Source organism: Burkholderia crassaminum (assembly GCF_964265005.1).
Lineage (GTDB): Bacteria > Pseudomonadota > Gammaproteobacteria > Burkholderiales > Burkholderiaceae > Burkholderia.
On record NZ_OZ183799.1, the window covers coordinates 449,902 to 469,029 of the forward strand.

At 63.3% G+C, this 19,128-nt stretch carries 15 protein-coding genes; 13 read left to right on the plus strand and 2 right to left on the minus strand.

Translation table 11 applies throughout. The features are described 5' to 3' along the window. Positions 1-45 precede the first annotated feature (45 nt). Positions 46-657, minus strand: a complete 612-nt coding sequence (gene tssJ, locus ACPTTF_RS02070; RefSeq protein WP_039352027.1) for a type VI secretion system lipoprotein TssJ — start codon at positions 655-657, stop codon at positions 46-48. A gap of 373 nt (positions 658-1,030) precedes the next feature. Here tssJ and ACPTTF_RS02075 point away from each other — a divergent pair, with 373 nt between their 5' ends. The 13 genes from ACPTTF_RS02075 to ACPTTF_RS02135 all read left to right on the plus strand — a co-directional run bounded on the left by ACPTTF_RS02075 (position 1,031) and on the right by ACPTTF_RS02135 (position 18,027). Beyond that, a complete protein-coding gene (locus tag ACPTTF_RS02075; protein WP_423370124.1) occupies positions 1,031-1,666 on the plus strand; it encodes a tetratricopeptide repeat protein in 636 nt (211 codons plus the stop codon). Between the two features lie 54 nt (positions 1,667-1,720). Then, positions 1,721-2,236 (plus strand): type VI secretion system contractile sheath small subunit, encoded by a 516-nt coding sequence (tssB, locus tag ACPTTF_RS02080; protein ID WP_027788514.1) that lies wholly within the window; start codon positions 1,721-1,723, stop codon positions 2,234-2,236. A 15-nt stretch (positions 2,237-2,251) separates the two neighbouring features. Further along, the gene (tssC, locus tag ACPTTF_RS02085) at positions 2,252-3,742 is read left to right on the plus strand and encodes a type VI secretion system contractile sheath large subunit (RefSeq protein ID WP_006477094.1); all 1,491 of its coding nucleotides are present in this window, start codon (positions 2,252-2,254) and stop codon (positions 3,740-3,742) included. Between the two features lie 70 nt (positions 3,743-3,812). Further along, positions 3,813-4,316: an Hcp family type VI secretion system effector gene (locus ACPTTF_RS02090; RefSeq protein WP_006477093.1), complete on the plus strand. Its 504-nt coding sequence runs from the start codon at positions 3,813-3,815 to the stop codon at positions 4,314-4,316. 345 nt (positions 4,317-4,661) lie between these two features. After that, complete coding sequence (gene tssE, locus ACPTTF_RS02095; protein WP_006477092.1) at positions 4,662-5,147, plus strand: type VI secretion system baseplate subunit TssE; 486 nt, start codon at positions 4,662-4,664, stop codon at positions 5,145-5,147. A 77-nt stretch (positions 5,148-5,224) separates the two neighbouring features. Then, positions 5,225-7,060 (plus strand): type VI secretion system baseplate subunit TssF, encoded by a 1,836-nt coding sequence (gene tssF, locus ACPTTF_RS02100; RefSeq protein WP_423370125.1) that lies wholly within the window; start codon positions 5,225-5,227, stop codon positions 7,058-7,060. Further along, entirely contained in the window at positions 7,024-8,124 is a 1,101-nt protein-coding gene (gene tssG / locus ACPTTF_RS02105) for a type VI secretion system baseplate subunit TssG (RefSeq protein ID WP_166965615.1), read from the plus strand. Before tssF ends, tssG begins: the two co-directional genes overlap by 37 nt. Before the next feature lie 43 nt (positions 8,125-8,167). After that, positions 8,168-10,837, plus strand: coding sequence for a type VI secretion system ATPase TssH (gene tssH / locus ACPTTF_RS02110; protein ID WP_423370126.1), 2,670 nt, complete (start codon positions 8,168-8,170; stop codon positions 10,835-10,837). Positions 10,838-10,879: 42 nt separating this feature from the next. Beyond that, entirely contained in the window at positions 10,880-12,001 is a 1,122-nt protein-coding gene (tssA, locus tag ACPTTF_RS02115; protein WP_166965611.1) for a type VI secretion system protein TssA, read from the plus strand. Positions 12,002-12,123: 122 nt separating this feature from the next. Then, positions 12,124-14,802, plus strand: coding sequence for a type VI secretion system Vgr family protein (locus ACPTTF_RS02120; protein ID WP_423370127.1), 2,679 nt, complete (start codon positions 12,124-12,126; stop codon positions 14,800-14,802). Between the two features lies 1 nt (position 14,803). Then, entirely contained in the window at positions 14,804-16,294 is a 1,491-nt protein-coding gene (locus ACPTTF_RS02125; protein WP_166965608.1) for a hypothetical protein, read from the plus strand. 39 nt (positions 16,295-16,333) lie between these two features. After that, on the plus strand, positions 16,334-17,107 hold the full coding sequence (locus ACPTTF_RS02130) for a hypothetical protein (RefSeq protein WP_166965606.1): 774 nt from the start codon (positions 16,334-16,336) through the stop codon (positions 17,105-17,107). 140 nt (positions 17,108-17,247) lie between these two features. Further along, positions 17,248-18,027, plus strand: coding sequence for a hypothetical protein (locus ACPTTF_RS02135; RefSeq protein WP_423370128.1), 780 nt, complete (start codon positions 17,248-17,250; stop codon positions 18,025-18,027). Positions 18,028-18,165: 138 nt separating this feature from the next. On the opposite strand, the gene ACPTTF_RS02140 is transcribed toward ACPTTF_RS02135, so the two are convergent. After that, positions 18,166-19,128 (minus strand): OmpA family protein, encoded by a 963-nt coding sequence (locus ACPTTF_RS02140; protein WP_423370129.1) that lies wholly within the window; start codon positions 19,126-19,128, stop codon positions 18,166-18,168.

Below are 19,128 nucleotides of genomic sequence, written 5' to 3' on the forward strand. Positions count from 1 at the left end.
ATCGCCAATTGTTAACTCTTGTTAATTGACATTCGTGCGTCATGCTTAACCGCAGGAGACCGAAGAAAGCAAATTCAGCGGTTGCGAAGGCGCACCCTGTTGCGGTGCAATGACCGTGCCATCGGTGACCGTCATCGCGCAATTATGCAGGCCGATGATTATGCCGGATTTCTCCGACTTCACCGGATCGAACGTCAGTTTCCATCGTTGTAGTGCGGGATCGCGGAACAGCGCGACGATGCCGAACGCTTGCGCTTCGCGCGAAACCTTCTCGGTCGCCGTATAGCGCTGGCCCGGAATCAGCGTGATTTCACGCACGTTCAGCAGGTCCGCGCCCAGCGCGGCCTTTTCCTTGGTCGGATCCGTAAATGCGTCGAACGGCGCCTGCTGGAACGACGTCGGGTCCTTCAGCGTATAGAGCCGCACGACGAGCGCGAGCGGCTTGTTGTCGGTCGCGGCATTCAGGTTCGGCGCCGCGGCGAGCGTGATGCCGAGGTTGCGCGGCGGCTTCTGCGCGTCGGGCAACTCGGGCTTGCCGATGCCGGCCGCGGACATCACGGCGCTCGCGGCCGAGCCGAGCAGCGGGGCGGCCGCGCATCCGGCCAGAAGGGCGCAGGCAACCAGTGGCAGCGCGTAGCGAATCATCAACGATCTCATCGTATTTCCGGCGTGCCGCCTTTATCCCTGTCAAATCTGCCGGGTATTTCCGCGTTCGCTGCGTATCCCCGGCATTGCACTGTTCAACTATTAAGCACGCTCGCGTCGTGGCAAGCGTCCGGAAAATTTTTCCGCCATCCGGGCGGTGCGTCGTGCAACCAGTAAAACTTGCCCATTCCGGCCGAAAGAAAAATCGCTGCGAGCCTGCAGCGAGCGGCCATTGGAGGGGGTAGCGCCCGGTTTTAAAAGGAATTACTCTTCACACGACGATTGAATTATGAAAAATTGATCGGTACTATACCCGCGCGCTTCTTGCAAAGCAAAAGAACCAGATTCTCAACGATTTAAAACTCACGCGCCGGTGGATATAACGATGAAAGACCGTCTCTTCGCAAAACTGTCTGGGGTAGTAGTGGCTTGCGGCGTAATCGCCGGTTGTGCGAGCCAGCCTCCCGCGCCGCCGACTGCAGAGGTATTCAACAAGTCGCTGGCTGACGCGGACGCAGTTGCGAAGGCGGGGGACCAGGACAAGGCCCTCGGCCTGTATCAGCAGCTCGCGAAGTCGGATCCGACGCGCGAGGAACCGTGGTCGCGCATCGCGCAAATCCAGTTCGCACAGAACCACTACGGTCAGGCAATCGTTGCCGCGCAGGAAGCACTGCAGCGCGACGCGACCGACCGTCAGGCGAAGAGCGTGCTGGCCGTGGCCGGCCTGCGGATCGCGACGCAGTCGCTCGGCGAGCTGCGCCAGGATTCGTCGCTCGCGGGCGACGCGAAGTCCGATGCACAGGCGCTCGCGAAGCAACTGCGCGACACGCTGGGCGAATCGGCGCTGTTCCCGCCGGAGACGACTACCCGCACCGGTGGCCGGATCAAGAAGACCCGCACGGTCGTGCACAAGAAGGTCACGACGCCGACCGCTGAAACCACCGCCACGGTGCCGCCGCCGAACACGTCGTCGGGCGGCGCGCCGAAGGGCGGCGATCCGTTCGGCGCACTGCGTAACTGACCGCAACTGAGCGCAACTGACGCGATAACCACAACTAACCTGGGAGCCGTCGAGATGGCCAAGAAAGAAAGCATTCAGAAAAGCTTGCAGAAAATACGGCCGCCGCGCGTCCAACTGACCTACGAGGTCGAGAAGGGCGATGCGATCGAGGTGAAGGAACTGCCGTTCGTCGTCGGGGTCGTCGGCGATCTGGCGGGCCAGTCCGAAATCGAGCAGCCGAAGCTGCGCGACCGCAAATTCGTCAACATCGATCGCGACAATTTCGACGACGTGATGAAGGCGATCGAGCCGCGTGCCGCGTTCCAGGTGGAAAACCGCCTGAGCGAGGGCGGCGGCAAGTTCGCGGTCGACCTGAAGTTCCGCTCGCTGTCGGATTTCAGCCCGGACGAAGTCGTCGAACAGGTCGAGCCGCTGCGCCGCCTGCTCGAGGCGCGCTCGAAGCTCGCCGACCTGCGCAACAAGCTTGCCGGCAACGACAAGCTCGAGGATCTGCTGTCCGAGGTGCTGAAGAACACGCAGCAGCTGCAGGAGCTCGCAAAGGGCACCGGCGGCGACAAAGACGGCGAATGACGACGGAGTGTTGAGATGAACCAGCAAACGGCTGCGGCCCAAGCGAGCGGCGCGGAATACGCCGCGGGAACCTCGCTGCTCGACGACATCGTCGAGAAGAGCAAGGTCGCGAAATCCGATTCCGAGCATGCGCGTGCGAAGGACCTGATCGGCGAACTCGTGCACCAGGTGCTCGACGGCACGGTGATCGTGTCGGACAACCTGTCGGCCACGATCGACGCGCGCGTCGCGGAACTCGACCGCCTGATCTCCACGCAGCTTTCCGCGGTGATGCACGCGCCGGAATTCCAGCGCCTCGAAAGCACGTGGCGCGGGATGGACTATCTGGTCAAGGAAAGCAACACCGGCCAGACGATCAAGATCAAGGCGCTGCACGCACCGAAGCGCGACCTCGTGCGCGATTTCAAGGGCGCGAGCGAGTTCGACCAGAGCGCGCTGTTCAAGAAGGTCTACGAAGAGGAATTCGGCACGTTCGGCGGCTCGCCGTTCGGTGCGCTGATCGGCGATTACGAGATCTCGCGCCAGCCCGAAGACATGTACTTCATCGAGCAGATGTCGCACGTCGCGGCGGCCGCGCATGCGCCGTTCATCGCGTCGGCGTCGCCCGAGCTGCTCGGCCTCGAGTCGTTCTCCGACCTCGGCAAGCCGCGTGACCTCGGCAAGGTGTTCGATACGGTCGAATATGCGAAGTGGAAGTCGTTCCGCGACGCCGAAGATTCGCGCTACGTCGGCCTGACGCTGCCGCGCTTCCTCGGTCGCCTGCCGTTCAATCCGAAGGACGGCCAGACCGCGGAGAACTTCAACTTCGTCGAAGACGTCGACGGCACCGACCACGACAAGTACCTGTGGTGCAATGCCGCGTGGGCGTTCGCTGCGCGCCTGACGGCCGCATTCGACGACTTCGGCTGGTGCGCGGCGATCCGCGGCGTCGAAGGCGGCGGCCTAGTCGAGGACCTGCCGACCCACACGTTCAAGACCGACGACGGTGAAGTCGCGCTGAAGTGCCCGACCGAAATCGCGATCACCGATCGCCGCGAGAAGGAGCTGAGCGACCTCGGCTTCATCCCGCTCGTTCATTGCAAGAACTCGGATTACGCTGCGTTTTTCGCCGCGCAATCGGTGCAGAAACCGAAAAAATACAGCACCGATAGCGCGAATGCGAACGCCGTCCTGTCCGCCCAGCTTCAGTACATCTTCTCGGTATCGCGCGTCGCGCACTACCTGAAGGCGATGATGCGGGACAAGATCGGCAGCTTTGCATCGGCGCAGAACGTGGAGACTTTCCTCAACCGGTGGATTTCGCAGTACGTCCTGCTCGACGACAACGCGTCGCAGGAACAGAAGGCGCAATTCCCGCTGCGCGAGGCATCCATACAAGTGTCGGAGATTCCGGGCAAGCCGGGCTCGTATCGTTCGGTCGCGTTCCTGCGCCCGCACTTCCAGCTCGACGAACTCTCGATTTCTCTGCGACTTGTCGCTGATCTGCCCAAACCGGCAAATTCATAAGCGAGTAGATCGCCCGGGCGGGCCGCCTGGGTAGGACGTTAAAACCACCTCTTTGGGGAGTCGAAGGGCCATGTTACATATGCACTTGCAGTTTGGTAGTCCCGCGGTGAAGGGCGAGTCCGCGGACAAGGACCACCAGGGCTGGATCGAACTGAAATCATGGGATCACTCGATCGTTCAGCCGCGTTCGGCAACCGCATCGACCGCTGGCGGTCACACGATGACGCGTTGCGAGCACGGCGACATGATTTTCACGAAGGAAATCGATTCGTCGAGCCCGCTGCTGTACCAACACGCTTCGGGCGGTACCACGTTCGACGAGGTGACGGTCCATTTCTCGCGCGCTGACGGTGAAGGCAAGCGCGTGCAGTATCTGGAAGTCAAGCTCAAGTACGTGATCATCTCGAGCATCGCCCCGAGCGTTCGCGAGGAAGGTCTGCCGCTCGAGACGTTCTCGCTGAAGTACGCAGCTGTGCAGTGGAAGCAAACCCAGCAGAAGATCGGCGGCAACCAGGGCGGCAACACGCAAGGCGCCTGGAGTCTGACGAAGAACGACAAGACCTACGCGGTCTAAGGTCGGTTGCGGCAACGGGGCGCACGGCGTCCCGTTGCCGTTTTCGCTGTGCATCAGGGCCTGTTTCCGCTAATAACGGGCTTGCGCTGGCCCCCAGAAGGGCCGAGCGCAAGGATTGCGACGAAGCGAATACTCGACGTATTCGCGAGGAGCGTGACGCGGCGATCGGCCCTTCTGGGGGCCAGCCCCACGAATGATTTTTTCCAAACAGGGGAACGTGCGTTGCCGGCCGTATTGCGGCGTCGTTCGTCGCTCGTTTGGCTCGGCCAAACGGCGCTCCTCACTCCTTGCACTACGACCGGCAACACACGTTCGCAAGCCCGTTATTAGCGGAAACAGGCCCTTATGAAACGATTCGAACCCAGTTTTCTCGACAAGCTGTTCGACGACGAACCGCACCTGCCGGCCTCGGCAGCGATGCGGCAATTGTCGCTGGACGAGCTCAAGAACACGGTCGCCCGCGACGTCGAGGCGATCCTCAACACCCGTATCGCCCACACCGAGAACGAACTGGCCGCGTTGCCGGAGTGCCAGAAGTCGGTGCTGACCTACGGGCTGAACGATTTCGCGGGGCTGAGCCTCGCGAGCCACTACGATCGCGCGTTCATCTGCAAGTCGATCCAGCAGGCCATCGCGCGCCATGAGCCGCGCCTGCAGCAGGTCCAGGTGACGTTCGAGCTGAACGAGCAGGCCACCAACGCGCTCTATTTCGCGATCCAGGCGCTGCTCGTCGTGCACCCGGCCGAGGAGCCGGTGAGTTTCGACGCGATGCTGCAACCGTCGACGCTGCAGTATTCGGTCACGCGCGCACGCGCCGCAAGAATGCAGTAAATCAAGCCGCCGAGCGGGCCGGACCGCCCGGTGATGGTTCAGGGTCCGGCAGGAAATATTGAGGTTCGGGGTCGTCGATGGAAGAATTGCTGCCGTATTACGAGCGCGAATTATCGTTTTTGCGGCGCTATTCGCGAGATTTCGCCGAACGTTATCCGAAGATCGCGGCGCGGCTCGCGTTGTCCGGCGAGCATTGCGAGGATCCGCACGTCGAGCGGATGATCGAGTCGTTCGCGCTGCTCGGCGCGCGTATCAACAAGAAGCTCGACGACGATTACCCCGAATTCACCGAAGCGCTGCTGGAAGTGCTGTATCCGCACTACCTGCGGCCGTTTCCGTCGTGCTCGATCGCGCAGTTCACGCCGGCGTCGCCCGGCCAGCAGACCGAGCCGGTCGTGATCGGTCGCGGTACCGAGCTGAAGAGCCGCCCGATCCGCGGCGTGCAGTGCCGGTTCCGCACCGCCTATGACGTGACGCTCGCGCCGATCCGCATCTCGGAAGCACGCTACACGCCGGTCGCGCTCGCGCCGAGCGCGACGGTGCTGCCGTCGAACGCGACGGGCGTGATCTCGATCACGTTCGAATCGCTCGCCGCGCAGCTCGATCTCGGCGCGCTGAAGCTGCCGACGCTGCGCGCGCACCTGCACGGCGAGCAGTCGTTCGTCGCCGCGCTGACCGATTGCCTGTTCGTCAACGTGCTCGGCGCGTATGTCGAGCCCGAACGCGACGGCCGCTGGACCGCACTGCGCAAGCTGCCGATCGCGCACGCCGGCTTCGACGAGGACGACGCGCTGATCGACTACCCGGCGAAATCGCATCCCGCGTATCGCCTGCTCACCGAATACTTCGCGTTCCCCGACAAGTTCGATTTCGTCGACTTCGACATCGCGGCGATCGCGCGCGCGACGGGCCGCTGCCAGCGCGCGACGCTGCATCTCGTGCTGCAGGACGTGCGCAGCGATTCGCACGTCGCGCGGCTGCTCGAACTGCTGACGGCAAGCCACTTCCGGCTGTTCTGCACGCCGATCGTCAACCTGTTCCGCCAGCACGGCGAGCCGATCCGCATCACGCATCGCGCAGTGTCCTACCCGGTGATCGCCGAGGCGCGGCGCGCGTTCGCGTACGAGGTGTACTCGATCGATTCGGTGAAGCTCGTCAGGCAGCAGGCGCACGAGGAATCGGTGATCGAGTTCCGGCCGTTCTATTCGCTGCATCACGGCGAATCCGCGCGGATCGGTCACTACTGGTTCGCGCGCCGCAACGACTGGGTCGCGCAGAAGAGCCCCGGCTATGAAACCGAAATCTCGATCGTCGACATCGACTTCGAGCCGACGTCGCCGCAGACCGACACGCTGAGCCTTGACCTCACCTGCACGAACCGCGACCTGCCGGCCATGCTCGCGTTCGGGCTCGAAGGCGGCGACCTGTTCCAGGAAGGCGGCGCGCAAACCAGCGGCATTTCGCTGCTGCGCCGCCCGACGCAGAGCGTGCGCTTCGAGCGCGGCCGCGCCGCGCACTGGCGGCTCGTGTCGCACCTCGCGCTCAATCACGTGTCGCTGGTCGCGCACGGCCTCGCGCCGCTGAAGGAAATGCTGACGCTGTACGACCTGCGGCGCACCGCGGTGTCGATGCGCCAGATCGATGGCCTCGTCGGCGTCGAGCAGCGCGGCGCCGTGCAGTGGCTGCCCGGCAAGCCGTTCGCGACCTTCGTGCGCGGCATCGAGATCCGGCTGACGATCGACGAGGAGCACTTCGTCGGCGCGAGCCTTGCCTCGTTCGTGCGCGTGCTCGACAGCTTCTTCGGGCTGTATGTCCACCTCAACAGTTTCGTTCAACTAGTCGTCGTGTCGAAGCGCACCGGCGAGGAGATCATCCGATGCAAGCCCCGGACCGGCGAATCGATCCTGGCGTAGTCGACGCGCTGCTCGACGAACCGCACCGCTTCGAGTTCTTCCAGGCCGTGCGCGTGCTCGAAGGGCTGTTCGCGCGGCAGGCGTCGGATGCGCCCGGCGCATGGCGGCAGGGCGACGTCGTCGCGCAGCGCATCGAATTCCGCAACACGCTGTCGCTCGGCTTTCCGCCGAGCGAGATCGAAGGCGCGCGCTCGTTCGACGAAGACGGCACGCAACTGAAGACGGGCGAGCAGCGCGGCGCCGCACTCGCGGCCGGCGAGCTCGGCCACGTCGAGCTGACGCCCGCGTTCTTCGGGCTGCTGGGCGGGCAGGGCGCGCTGCCGCTGCATTACACCGAGCAGATCGTCGCGCGCGAGCACCTGAAGCGCGACCATGCGGCGCGTGCATTCTTCGACGTGTTCTCGAACCGCGCGACCGCGCTGTTCTATGCCGCGTGGAAGAAATACCGGCTGCCGTTCCATTACGAGCTCGATCGCGACGAGCGCTATCTACCGCTGCTGCTCGCGATCGCGGGCGTGCCGAGCGACGAAGTGCGCGACAGCCTCGCGGCCGGCGTGGGTGGCGTGCTCGACGAGGCCGTTGCCGGCTATGCGCTGGCCGCGCGGCACCGGCCGATGTCGGCCGCGTACCTGCAGCGCACGCTGTCCGACTATTTCCGCGTGCCGGTGAAGATCGACCAGTTCGTCGGCAAGTGGTACGACGTGCCGCCCGACCAGCTGAGCGTGCTCGGCGAGGTCAACGCGGTGCTCGGCGCGACGGCGCTCGTCGGCGAACGGGTATGGCAGCGTGACATGCGTGCGCGGATCATCGTCGGTCCGCTGTCCAAGCGCGACTACGAGGCCTTCCTGCCCGGCGGCGCGCAGGCCGTCGCGCTGGAGCGGATGCTGACGCTGCTCGCGGGCGTCACGCTCGAATACGAGGTGAAGCTCGTGCTCAAGCGCACCGAGGTCGGTGCGAGCGTGCTCGGCGCCGGCTCGCGGCTCGGCTGGGACGCGTTCCTGTGCACGCGCGACGCGATCGAGGACCGCTCCGACGCACGCTACGAACTGCACGTGATTCATTGATTACGAACGACAACAACACGCAATCGAACCTGAGATCGACGCCATGAGCACGCCTCTGAAGACCCTGATCACGAAACTGAACCCGCTGTGCCGCCACGCGACCGAGCGTGCGGCGAGCGCGTGCCTGGCGCGCGGCCATTACGAGGTCGATCTGGAGCACCTGTTCCTCGCGTTGCTCGAGGAGCCGGCGGGTGACCTGCCGCTCGCGCTGCGCGCGAGCCGTGTCGATCCGCATGCGCTGCGCGCCGACCTGGAGCGCGAGCTGACACGCCTGAAGACCGGCAACACGCGCACGCCGGTGTTTTCCGTGCACCTGATCGCGCTGTTCGAACAGGCGTGGCTGATCGCGTCGCTCGATTCGCAGCTCGGCCGCATCCGTTCCGGGCACCTGCTGCTCGCGCTGCTGACCGCGCCGGATCTCGCGCAGTTCGCGCAGCGGATGTCGTCGCAGTTCGCGGAAATGAACGTGACGGACCTGAAGCACAAGTTCGACGAAATCACGGCCGGGTCGAGCGAGGCCGAGCCGCGCCAGGCCGATACGGACGACGGCGGCCTGGCACCGGCAGCCGACGGCGCGGCACCCGCGGCCGGCCCGTCGAAGACGCCCGCACTCGACACGTACACGACCAACCTCACGCAACGCGCACGCGACGGCAAGATCGACCCGGTGATCGGCCGCGAAGCCGAGATCCGCCAGGCGATCGACATCCTGATGCGCCGCCGCCAGAACAACCCGATCATGACCGGCGAGGCCGGTGTCGGTAAAACGGCCGTTGTCGAGGGCCTCGCGCTGCGCATCGCGGCCGACGACGTGCCGCCGCCGTTGCGCGGCGTCGCGCTGCACGTGCTCGACATGGGGCTGCTGCAGGCAGGCGCGAGCGTGAAGGGCGAGTTCGAGAATCGCCTGAAGAGCGTGATCGACGAGGTGAAGAAGAGCGCGCATCCGATCATCCTGTTTATCGACGAGGCGCACACGATCATCGGCGCGGGCGGCCAGGCCGGCCAGAACGACGCGGCGAACCTGTTGAAGCCGGCGCTCGCGCGCGGCGAGCTGCGCACGATCGCCGCGACGACGTGGAGCGAATACAAGAAGTACTTCGAGAAGGACGCGGCGCTTGCGCGGCGCTTCCAGGTCGTGAAGGTCGAGGAGCCGAGCGAGCCGCTCGCGGCCGCGATGCTGCGCGGCATGTCCGGCCTGATGGAAAAGCACTTCAACGTGCGGATCCTCGACGATGCGATCACCGAGGCTGTGCGCCTGTCGCACCGCTACATCAGCGGCCGCCAGCTGCCGGACAAGGCGATCAGCGTGCTCGACACCGCGTGCGCGAAGGTCGCGCTCGCGCACAGCGCGACGCCCGCGGCGATCGACGATACGAAGAAGCGCATCGAGCGGATCGACGCGGAAATCGCGTCGCTGGAGCGCGAGGCGGCCGGCGGCGCGGCGCACGACGAGCGGCTCGGCGAGCTGCGCGGTGCGCGCGACGCGGCGCTTGAACAACTCGCGAAGGACGAAGCACGTTACGAAGCCGAGCGCGTGATCGTCGCCGAGATCACCGAACTGCGCGACACGCTCGACAAGGCGCGCGGCCCGTCGGAAGACGGCCAGCCGGTCGACGTGCAGGCCACCCGCGACAAGCTCGCCGAACGCGTGGCGGCACTGCATGCGCTGCAGGGCGGCGAGCCGATGGTGCCGCTGCAGGTCGACGGCCACGTGGTTGCCGAGATCGTCGCCGCGTGGACGGGCATTCCGCTCGGCCGGATGGTGAAGGACGAGATCGACACCGTGCTGAACCTGCAGCCGCTGCTCGCCGCGCGCGTGATCGGCCAGGACCACGCGCTCGACGCGATCGCGCAGCGCGTGCGCACCGCGACCGCGAACCTCGAGGATCCGAACAAGCCGCGCGGCGTGTTCATGTTCGTCGGGCCGTCGGGCGTCGGCAAGACCGAGACGGCGCTCGCGCTGGCCGACATCCTGTACGGCGGCGAGCGCAAGATGGTCACGATCAACATGAGCGAGTACCAGGAAGCGCACAGCGTGTCGGGCCTGAAGGGCTCGCCGCCGGGCTACGTCGGCTACGGTGAAGGCGGCGTGCTGACCGAGGCCGTGCGCCGCAACCCGTATTCCGTCGTGCTGCTCGACGAGGTCGAGAAGGCGCATCCCGACGTGCTCGAGATGTTCTTCCAGGTGTTCGACAAGGGCGCGATGGACGATGCGGAAGGGCGCGAGATCGACTTCCGCAACACGCTGATCATCCTGACGTCGAACGTCGGGTCGACCGCGGTGATGCAGGCGTGCCTGAACAAGCCGGCCGAGGAACTGCCCGATCCGGACGCGCTCGCCGAGACGCTGCGCCCGCAGCTGTACAAGACGTTCAAGCCCGCGTTCCTCGGGCGCATGAAGGTCGTGCCGTACTACCCGATTTCCGACGACGTGCTGGCCGAGATCATCGAGCTGAAGCTCGAGCGCATCCGCCGCCGGATCGAGGCGAACCACAAGGCGGCGTTCGAATGGGACGAGTCGCTCGTCGATGCGGTGCTCGCGCGCTGCACCGAGGTCGATTCGGGCGCCCGCAACGTCGACCATATCCTGAACGGCACGCTGCTGCCGGAGATCGCGGGCCACGTGCTTGGCCGGATCGCCGACGGCGAGGCCATCGCGCGCATCGCGGTGCGCGCGGACGAGGCCGGCGAATTCACGTACACCGTCGAATGAGCGCGGCCGTGCAACACCCCGCATTGATGAACTGACCGAACCATGCCGATCAATCTCCCCGAGCTGCTGACGCCGATCAGCGATGCGTCGCCCAGCGGCGACGACCTGCTGTTTTCGAACGAATTCGACGCGATCCAGGACGCGCGGCGCTACGACGATCCGACCCTCGACCAGGGCGAATGGGTGACCGAGATCAAGGAGGCCGACTGGGGCTTCGTCGTCGATCACGCGGGCGAGCTGCTGCGCACGCGTACGAAGGACCTGCGGCTCGCCGTGTGGCTGACCGAGGCGCTCGCGCTCGAGGACGGCATCACCGGCCTCACCGAAGGTTATGCGCTGCTCGAGGGCCTGTGCCGCGAGTTCTGGGACACCGTGCACCCGCTGCCCGAAGACGACGACACCGAGCACCGGCTCGGCAACGTCGCGTGGCTGTCCGGCCGCACGGCCGAGCTGCTGCGTGCGGTACCGATGACGGACGGCGCGTCGAACGCGTTCAGCACGCTCGACTGGGAAGTGGCGCAGCACGTCGCGCAGGCCATCAAGCGCGACCCCGAACACGCCGACGACATCGCACGCGGCAAGCCGTCGATCGAGCAGATCGATTCGTCGCGGCGCGTGACGTCGATCGCGTTCTACACGGCGCTGCTCGCGAACCTGAAGGCGTTCGAATTCGCGCTCGATGCGTTCGAGGAGCGGCTCGTCGAGCGTGCGGGCGATTCGGCGCCGAGCTTTCGGCAGGCGCGCGACGCGTTCGAGACCGTGTACCGGCTCGCCGAGCGCTTTGCGCGCGAGCAGGGTTATACCGGCAGCGCGCCGCACACACAGTCGGCACCGCAGGCGCAACCCGAGCGCATCGAGCCGGTGTTCGGCAATCCGATCCAGACCGAGGAGACCCACGTGCAGCCACAGCCCGTTCCGCGCGCCCCGGTGACGCAGATGATCGCCGGCATCCAGAACCGTGCGCAGGCCGTCGACCAGTTGCGCGCGGTCGCCCGCTATTTCCGCCAGACCGAGCCGCACAGCCCGGTTGCGTATCTCGCCGACAAGGCCGCCGAATGGGCCGACATGCCGCTGCACAAGTGGCTCGAGAGCGTCGTGAAGGACGACGGCTCGCTGTCGCACATTCGCGAGCTGCTGGGCGTGAGGCCCGACGAGCAGTCGTGACGGCGGTGCCGGCGCAGCACATCCGATGCGGGTCCGGGATGCCGTCGCGACCTGAGAGCAGGGCTTTTTCCTGAGAGCGCGGGCCCGGCGGGCCCGTGGCAGACAAGAACGTGGATTGACGCATGAACCTGACCGAACTGGCACAGGCGATTCGCGGTGGCCTGATTCAGCAGGATCGCCTGCTGAAGACGGACATCCCGTCGCTGCCGAACAACGCGCTGGTGCCGCGCCGGGCCGTGATCTGTTCCGAGCTGGGTCGCGACTTCAGCGTGGTGCTCGACATCGTGTCGACCGCCAGCGACATCGAGCTCAAGACGCTGATCGCGAAGCCGATGACGTTGTGGATCCAGCAGGCGGACCGGTCGTATCTCCCGATCAACGGCCATGTCCATACGGCTCGCAGGCTCGGCACGGACGGCAGCCTGTCGGGCTACCAGCTGACCTTCGCGTCGTGGATGCACTTCCTCAAGTTCCGCAGCGACATGCGGTACTGGCAGGACAAGCCGGTGGACGCGATCCTGGCCGACGTGTTCGATACGCATCCGCAGGCAAAGGGGCGCTATCAGTTCGCGCTGTCGAAGCCGCTGCCGTCGCGGTCCTACTGTCGCCAGAGCGAAACCGACTGGAACTTCGTGCATCGCCTGATGGAGGACGAAGGGCTGTTCGGCTTCTGGCGGCATGCGGAGGACGGCAGCGCGCACACGCTCGTCATCACCGACGACCTGCACGCGGTCGACGAACTGTCGCCGAAAACCGTGCGGTTCGACCGCTCGGGAACGGGAGGCGAAACCGCCGGTTTCACGCAATGGGCCGCGTCGCGGACCTTGCAGAGTTCGCTGCACACCACACGCACGTTCGATTACAAGTCGCCGTCGACGGCCGGCAATCCGAACGGCACGACGTTGCCCACGAAGGGCGGCCAGGGCGATCTGCCGGGCCAGACGGAAATCTACGAATACACCGGCGCATACACGTACGCGGGGCAGGATCGCGGCGAACATCTGTCGAAGATTCGCCTGGAGCAATGGGAGTCGCGCGCGAAGCGCTTCTTCGGCGTGGGCGGTGTGCGCGGGATCGACGCCGGGCGGCGCTTCACGCTGACGGATCATCCCGAGCACGACCGTGATTCGGCGCCAGACCGGGAATTCGCGGCGTTGAAGGTGTCGCGGTACATCGAGAACAACCTGCCGATCTCGGACCACGAAGCGAACTTCCCGCATAGCCTGCAGGCGCAGCTGGCGCAGGCGAGGGCCGGTCACGGTACGGCGGCTGCGTTCGAAGTCGGGCATGACGACGGTTCGGCCGGGTTCTATCTCGTCGAAGTCGAAGCGCAACGCGCGGCGGTGCCGTATCGCAGCCCGTTCGAGCACCGGAAGCCCGCGATGCAGCTCGAAACGGCCGTCGTCGTCGGGCCGAAGGGCGAGGAGGTCTATACGGACGCACTGAACCGGATCAAGGTCATGTTCGTCTGGGACCGGCAGAGCGACGGACGCGAAACCGCGTCGTGCTGGGTGCGCGTCATGCAGTCGGATACCGGCGGCGGCTACGGCGGCGTGCATATTCCGCGGATCGGCGAGGAAGTGCTGATTGGCTACATCGGCGGAGACTGCGACCGGCCGATCGTGATGCATTGCGTCTACAACGGGGCCACCAAGCCCCAATGGCATAGCGACGGGATCCTGTCGGGCTTCCGGTCGAAGGAGTATGCAGGATCGGGTCACAACGAGATGGTGCTCGACGACGCGACCGGGCAGAACCGTGCGCGCCTGTTCAGCAGCAGCGCGAATTCGCTGCTGCATCTTGGCTACTTGATCGAACAGAACGGCAACACGCGCGGCGCCTATCTCGGCTCGGGCTTCGACCTGCGCACGGATGCGTATGGCGCCGTGCGTGCCGGGCAGGGGCTGTACATGACGACGCATCCGAAAGAGGCGAACAGCCAGCCGCTCGATGCGAGCGAAGCGCGGCAGCAGCTCACGGATGCCGACGGGCTGCTCGAATCGATGTCGCAGGCCAGTGAAATGCATCAGGCCGAAAGTCTCGGCGCCGGTCACGACGCGCTGAAGCAGTTCGCCGATGCGACGAAGAACAGCGTGGCCGGTGCGTCGTCGGGCGGCAGGACGTCGGGCGGCGGGACAGGCGATGCGAATGTGTTCAAGGAGCCGGTGATGCTGTTTGCGAGCCCGGCGGGGATCGGGGTGTCGTCGCAGCAAAGCGCGCACGTGGCAGCGGACCGGCATGTGAACCTCGTCAGCGGTCAGAGCACGCATCTCGCGAGCGGGAAGTCGCTGGTGGCGAGCGTCAAGGACAAGCTCAGCCTGTTCGTGCAGAACGCGGGCATGAAGCTCTTTGCCGGCAAGGGGCCGGTCGAGATACAGGCCCACAACGACAGCGTCGAGATGATTGCGCAGAAGGCGATCAAGGTGTTGTCGGCGACGGCCTCGATCGAGGGTGTCGCGAAGCAGGAGATCCTGCTGACGTCGGGCGGCGCGTATGTCCGGATCAAGGACGGCAACATCGAGATCCACGCACCGGGCCAGATCGACGTGAAGGGCGGGCAGCACGCGTTCAGCGGGCCGACGAGCATGCACAAGACGTTCAAGACGGAAGGCCGCAAGGCGGACATGCGGATTCGCTATGTCGACGCCGACGGGAACGTGCCGCACGGGGAGCCGATCAAGTTCGCGACCGAGGACGGAACCGAGCATAGCGTTGCGCTCGACGCGGAAGGCAAGGCGGAATTGAAGAACATCGATTTTGACGAGTTCGTGGCCAGCCAGGTCAAACGGACGGGAGAGTGAAATGGGCAGGCCGCTTGTTCAGCATAATGTTTGTATTGATTTGCCGGGGGAGGCAGTTAGCTGCCGGGCCGAGACGGAACTGACGGTGCTGTTGCGCAAGCATCGGGACGTGGTGTTCGACATCAAGCTTCATGCCGGCGCGACGTATACCGTCACGACGACGCATCCTGATCAACCCAACGGGCGCTTTTATGACACGAAGCGGAAGGTGAATACCGGTGAGACGACGTTCAAGGATGGGGAGTCGTGTCACATCTGGATCGGCCGCAATTTCGAGGGGAGCCTGATTCTCAAGCAGGGCCAAAAGGTGCTGGGGCGTTACCCGATCAGCAAGATGGATTGTACGAAGGGTTGTTCGGACGATCCGAAGGACAAGCCGGCGCCCGTTCTGGTGACACTCCACAACGACAAGGAATGGGCGAAGGATTTAGTCCGGATTTCGGATGCCGGAGTGCTAGACGATATGCCTCCGTCGCCAATTCTAATGTCGGCTCTGGATCGTGCGCGTCAAGCGCAATCTAACGGCTCGTCCGGCCAGTTGAGCGCTAGTCCGTTTCAATCCAGAAAAATGCCAGTGGCGGCGCCAGATATTTATACGAATGAAGCGTTAAATTTTTCTAAAGATGGAAAAGAGATAAGTCACGCCGTCCACATGTTTAGTGTAAAGCGGCATCCCGGGCTGGAAGAGCCAAATTGGGTGCTTCAATTTTTTAAGGAAGGTGATAAGCCTTTCAAGTTTATTCCCAATCCGGGCGATATACTTTCGAGAAATTGGCTCTTGATGCAGGTGGGTAATGAGTTTATGTATGGCAAAGAGGCTTTTTGGGGAAAAGAGGCGTGGGCACGAAAGTTCTGGGATAGATCATTTCATCTTGCCAAGCGTGGTCGTGAGACGGTGCTCATGTTCTCCACGGGACCGGAAGACTGGAAGGCCGTAGGCCTCCTACTGTCCGGCTATGCGCGTGAAGTGCAGGCCGGCACTAAGGTTGCGATGATAGCCGGAGGGGCGGGGTCATGGTCATCTGTAGGGGCGGCTGCGTGGAACGCAGCCAAGGGATCCTTTTCTGGAAATGCACTAGTCGCATTCTTTATTGGGGCTGGCATAGATACTTTTGTCTGGTTTGCAGATCCAAATCAGGATTTTCGAGATTTGATTGCCATATTATTGGTGGATGCATTCAAGGCGGCACTGGTCGGGGCGGCAATAAGTCTTGTTAATGCTCTTGTCGTGGCATTGGCGGCGATGACAGGGGTGACGGTTGGTGCGCTGGCAATAGGCGGGTTTTTTCTTGTTTTTAGTGTTGGTTGGGTTGTGGACTATTTATTCGATGCAAGTGGGAAGAAATTTGTAAAATTGTTGCTGCACAATCCCAAGGCTATAGTCGATGAAATTGAAGCTATGGTGCGGAAGACAGGAAAGGTGCTCGAGGAGAAGTTGCCGAAAGATTACGATGGCTATTATTCTGGGTCGCAATGGATGCTTCTTCCGTGAGAATTTGTTTTTGGTTTCGTTGGGAATTTAGAGTCGAGAATGATGGAATCTAATGTTGACGATGACTCCGTGGGTGATGGTTCTCCGATAGATATGCACGGAAAGTTGGCCGTGCTCGAATTGGCTGTCTCCATGATCGTGGTTGTCATGTATTATGTGCTTTCTAAAATGGGTGTGATGGCTGCCTCATTGTGGAAATCAGTATTATTGGCTCAGATTTTTGTGTCGATTGTTATATATTTTCATTATGTAATGAATCGGCGGTCGCGTAGGCTTTGGGTTGAAGGTGTTGTTTCTATTTTGGCATTGGCCCCATGGGCGATGATTGCGTTTGTGTGGCTGTTTTATATATCCAGTATTCCGATGTCGGGTAATTTGAAGGTGTCGGTGATTATTGTTTGTTTTTTGATAATCGGATGGCACTCTTTCATGGTTCTGTCGGACTTTCGTCGGGCCGCCGGGAAGGATGCGGTTGTGAATACAATTTATTATGACGATGGTTCGAATTTGATTTTCAGAAATTCGCTTATCGGCTATATCGATAAATTGACGTCGAGAAATCCGTTAAAGGGGTCGCTTCTTTCGGGGATTGGGTATTTGATGCCTTTTGCTGCGGCATTCGGAATGAGTGGGAATCATATTTTTGGGGAAAACATCGGCCCTCATGTGGCGTGTGTTGTCTTGTCGGTTCTTGGGTTTCCGATGTCCGTTTGGCTTGTTGGGAACGCGTGTGTGCGATCGATTTTTTTTAGAGTGTATTTACCGCTGAAGCTTGAGAAAAAGACTGGGAAAAAAGTTCTTCTCGTTGCGTGATTGCACGATTGATTGCAGTGGGGCGATTGGGTTGATCTGGTGCGCAACAACTCACCACCGATGTGTTCAACCACTTCGATGCATGGTGCGGTTGGTGAGGCCAATGCCAGATCCGTGTCGCTTGCACGTCGTGACAGTAAATGACGGCATTCAACCCACTTAAACCACTCAAAACAATGGAACCCAGCACCATCCACGATCGATATCTCGCAATTTTCAAAGTGAATCTGCTCGCTAGCGCATTCCTGATCGGATGTGCGTATGTGATCGGATCGCGGCTGTTTCTCGACGATTCGCTGCTCTGGAAGATCGCCGCTGGCGTGGCGCTGGCCACCAGCATCGGCCAGGCCGCCGCATGGCGAGTCGACGACGGGCGAGGGCGCCTGTGGCTGTACGGCGTGGCTGCGGTTCTCGCAATCGGGGCGGTCTATGTGTGGATCGCGGGTATCTCGTGGATGCTCTATGTTTCATCCGTGCAGATGCCGTCGACGCTTCGCGCCATGTGCATCGCTGTGGCCGTGACGGGGGCCCTTCTCTGGATGGTCATGACGGCCCGCCAGGTATCCGCCGTTCTCGGGAAACCCGGGTTCATCGCGCAGGCCTTCAGAGATACTGGCAGCGAGATTCAGTACAGCCTGTCTGCAATGCAGCAGTTGAGCACGTCTTCGAACCATCGCGGCCCGATCGCCCGGATCGGTCAGGGGCTCGTCCTGTTCGCCACGCCGGCCGTGATCCTGGCGGTGCGGATACGGGCACCTTTGCCGGCGTCAGCGGATTTGTTGTTGTTCTCGACGGTGTTGCTGACCCCGTGCTCGCTGTTTTTTGCAGGACTTGCCGTCAAGGGCATCCTGTTGATGATCGTCACGCCCCGTCGGCTGGAACGCATTCGCGGGAAGCCGGTCACGCTGATGGACGATTGAAACAGCGAGACTGGCAGCCGGCCGCAATTCGACGGCCGCCAGCGAGCGCATAGAGGGCCTGCCTGCCGACAGCCCCGCGCGAACCGCATTCGCCGAAGCGATGCGAGCACCGCCCCGCGCAGCGGCAACGCGCGCCGCTTACTGCCCCACCCGGAACTCGATCCGTCGATTCCTCGCCCGCCCATCCGCCGTATCGTTCGGCGCGATCGGCTGATCCGGCCCGACGCCCGTCGTCGTCATCTGCTGCGGCGGGATGCTCTTCGTGATCAGGTAGCCCTTCACCGCATCCGCGCGCGCCTGGCTCAGCGCGATGTTCGACGTCCGGTTCCCCGAGTTGTCGGTGTGGCCGATGATGTCGACCGTGCGGTTCTGCATCTTCGAGAGCGCGGCCGCCATCTGGTCGAGGATCAGCTTGCCCTGCGGCGTGAGCGTCGCGCTGCCCGTCTCGAACTCGATCGTCCGGTTCGCGAGCGTCTGGTCGAGCACGCCCTGTTCGGACGCCGACACGCGCAGCCCGTTCCTGATCGTGTACGTCGGGTTCAGCGTGTTCGCCATGTCGCTTGCGAGCTGCTGGCGCTGCGCTTCGTTGTGCACCTCGCCCTTCATCTCGATCTGCGTACCGTTGATCTTCAACTGCCCCTTGCTGATCTGCTTGAGCTGCGCGCCGAGCAGCTTCTGCACGTTCGCGCTCCAGTTCGGCGGCGTTGCAACGTCACCAACCTCGATCTGGTCGACGACGTTCGTCGCGCCGTAGGTATCGCGCAGCTTCTGCAGCACGGCGGCCTTGGTCGCCTCGTCGGGCACCTTGCCGCCGACGACCACCTGGCCGGGAGTCGCGGTCGCGGGCGGCGGTGTGATGGTATTCGCGGTGCCGGCCGTGCCGTGCACGACGGCGCCGGACGCTGTCCCCGGCGCGGCGCCGGTGTTTGCGGGCAGCGTGGTCGTCGCGACCGTGCCGTTGCCGACCGGCGTGACGGTCGCGCCGGTGTTCTGCGCGAACGCCGCGCCGCTGGCGAAGAGACCGGCAGCGAGGAGGGCGGCGACGGCCGGCGAGAGGGCGGCCGAAAAGCGCGCGCGCCGAGCGTGATTCATGCGATGCAT